The following is a 2,854-nucleotide window of genomic DNA, read 5'->3' on the forward strand; positions in this document are numbered from 1 at the left end:
GGCCAGGCCTCAGCATTTTATTATGGTGATCCCCTGGGCGAAATGCGCCTGGTAAGCAGAGTTTTTGAAATGTAAGGCCTTTGAATAAGACAAAAGGCTGCCTCATCGCTAACTTTGCAACAGTGCCAATGTGGGCGTCTGGTGTTGTAGAAGTTCAGATATCGGGCGATGCCAGCGCGTGCCTCGGACACAGTCTTGTAGGCATGGAGGTAGACTTCCTCGTATTTGATCGAACGCCAGAGCCGCTCGACGAAGACATTGTCTCGCCACGCACCCTTGCCATCCATCGAGATGGCAATCTGTGACCTCTTCAGCACGGCGGTGAAGTCGATGGAGGTGAACTGCGATCCCTGGTCGGTATTGAAGATTTCCGGCCTGCCATGACGGGCAAGTGCCTCCTCCACCGCCTCGATGCAGAAGGCTGCTTCCATCGTGATCGACAACCGCCATGACAAGACCTTCCGGCTGAACCAGTCCACGACGGCGCACAGATAGACAAATCCCCGCGCCATGGGGATGTAGGTCAGGTCCATTGCCCACACCTGATTGGGCCGGGTGACTGCCAGCTTTCGTATGTGCCCTGGCGCTGGTTTCGAGGTGTTCGGGCGGCGGTAGATCGCCTTGATGCCCATCTTCTTCATCAGCGTGGCGACGTGTCGCCGCCCGGTCTCCAGACCTTCTCCTCTCAAGAGCCCTTGCAACATCCGACTTCCGGCAAAGGGGTAGTCGAGATGCAATTCGTCAATCCGGCGCATAAGGGCCAGATCGCCGTCAGACACCGGACGAGGCAGATAGTAGACGCTGCCACGGCTGAAGCCGAGAAGCTTCGCCTGGCGCACGACGGATAGCTTGTGCTCGCGGTCGATCATTTCTTTCCGCCCAGCAATCCCGCCTTGCCGAGCGCACCGGATAAAAAATCGTTCTCCAGTGTCAGTTCGCCGATTTTCGCGTGCAGCGTTTTGACATCGATGGTCGGACCCGACGGCTCCGCTTTCGTTTCATCGCCGAACACACCTGTCGCCCCCTCAAGGAGCTGGTCTTTCCATTGCTTGATCTGGTTGGCGTGCACATCGAACTGCTGGGACAACTCCACCAGCGTCTGCTCACCTCGGATGGCGGCAAGTGCCACCTTCGCCTTGAAAGCCGGGCTATGGTTCCGGCGCGGTCGTCTCGTCATGGTCTCTCCTGTTCCCGGCATCTAAGCCGAAGTCAGGCAGAAACTCCACTTATCCCCGCTGTGCAGATTTCCCGAGCCAGCTCTAAGGCGATCAGGTGCGCTGATCGAGTCTGTCGAGCACCATCGCTGCAAGTTCATCGCTGGTGTGTGCACCACTATCGAGAACACGGGTTGTGGACGGAAGCCGTTCCCTTGCGGCCAAGCATCGGGCGACATTCGCTAATCGCCACTCTCGAATCTCCGCATTCCGATTCGGGTCAGGATGCATGGTCTGGTTCGAGATCCGGTGACGCAATAGGTCCTCGTTAAGCATCAGAAAGATGTGCAGCAGCTGATCGTCGATCTGCCTTAACCCGTCGAGTATCTCAGTCAGATAGTCCGGGTGCACGAGCGTCATTGGGATGATGATGTCCTGCGAGTAATTCCTGCGAATCTCGCTGACCGCAGCGATCGTAAGTCCCCTCCACAAGGGGAGATCCTGATAGTCTCCGCTCGCTGGTATGGGGACCGTTTCTTTCACCACGAACCCGATTTCCTCAGGGTCAAAGATCAGCGATTTCGGACGCCGATCGCGCAGCCGCTCAGCGAGAGTCGTCTTTCCGGCGCCGAAAGGTCCGTTGATCCAGATTATCATTGTCGACGGCCTCTAACCGGAAGGCTCGCAAGAGCGCTGGGCGGCTTCGTGTGCTGGCACGATCGGAGTGGCTCCGAAGTGCTTCTCAAGATAGGTGACGCCGAACGTCACGATGTCCTGCGCGTCGAACAGGTAGCACTGAGCAAAGCCCACGACACCTTCTCGATGGCGACCGAGCTTCACGTAAGCATTTGCTATAGTTTCGACCGCATCCGGCTTTCCTTCGATAGCAAAGCAATCGAGAATGCCGTTTGAATCGTATTCTGATGCCGTTTTCCAGGCGACTTCACCGTTTCTTCCAAGCATCGGCATCTCATACGTCACCCATCGTTTGTTGGGGATATCCGCAACCGCCTCGGCGTAGTGCAATGCGGTAACGGAGTTTAGCGGCGCACCCAACAGCAGGGCCTTCCCGCCAAGGCGGACGAACCGCTCGACGGGCGACCCTTCCCCCAAGGCGTGACCGAGTTCGTGAGGCTCCGTCAGCGTTTCAGCTAGCGGACCAACCGCGACCATCGATGCATCGGGGTGCGCGCTGCGCCGCGCGCCGGGGGCTTGAACCAGAAATTGATTCAGCAGGCCGAACCCACGGTAAGTCCCGGCCGTTGCGGGATCGAACGGCGGCCAGGTACGGCGGGCTTTGTCATCCAACCGAGCGCCATTCAGAGTCTCCTCGTAGGGTGATCGGTCCCACGACGCGTATCCCATCACAGTGCCAGTCGGCCCAACCGCGGAGCGTAACGCGGCAACGACCGTCTCCGCTCCTCCTTCGACCGGACCAATCGCTTTAAGTGAGGCATGCACCATCAACAGGTCACCGGTTTGGACTCCTAATTTTCGAATTGCCTCCGTTATTGCCTTCCGCGTATGCATCGCGATATCTCCTCTAAACTGCAAAACACTATACCTATCGAGAGGCACTGTTGCAAATAGTCGGTGGTGATAAACTTATCATCCCCTTTTGCTGATGGAGCTGCACATGAACCCATTCAAAGGCCGGCATTTTCAGCGTGACATCATTCTGTGGGCCGTACGCTGGTACG

The 2,854-nt window shown here is 57.4% G+C and carries 2 protein-coding genes and 2 pseudogenes; 1 reads left to right on the forward strand and 3 read right to left on the reverse strand.

What is annotated here, in order from left to right:
* Positions 1-75: pseudogene (locus APU11_RS27845) on the forward strand (IS6 family transposase); the annotation flags it as partial.
* A gap of 53 nt (positions 76-128) precedes the next feature.
* On the opposite strand, the pseudogene APU11_RS01275 reads toward APU11_RS27845, so the two are convergent.
* The 3 genes and pseudogenes from APU11_RS01275 to aac(3)-IIe all read right to left on the reverse strand — a co-directional run.
* Positions 129-1,177 (reverse strand): annotated as a pseudogene (locus tag APU11_RS01275) (IS3 family transposase); the annotation flags it as partial.
* A gap of 91 nt (positions 1,178-1,268) precedes the next feature.
* Complete coding sequence (locus APU11_RS01285; protein ID WP_002063889.1) at positions 1,269-1,811, reverse strand: AAA family ATPase; 543 nt, start codon at positions 1,809-1,811, stop codon at positions 1,269-1,271.
* A 12-nt stretch (positions 1,812-1,823) separates the two neighbouring features.
* Positions 1,824-2,684, reverse strand: a complete 861-nt coding sequence (gene aac(3)-IIe, locus APU11_RS01290; protein ID WP_000557452.1) for an aminoglycoside N-acetyltransferase AAC(3)-IIe — start codon at positions 2,682-2,684, stop codon at positions 1,824-1,826.
* Positions 2,685-2,854 lie beyond the last annotated feature (170 nt).

The organism is Enterobacter sp. 50793107 (assembly GCF_001463365.1).
GTDB classification, from domain to species: Bacteria; Pseudomonadota; Gammaproteobacteria; order Enterobacterales; family Enterobacteriaceae; genus Enterobacter; species Enterobacter cloacae.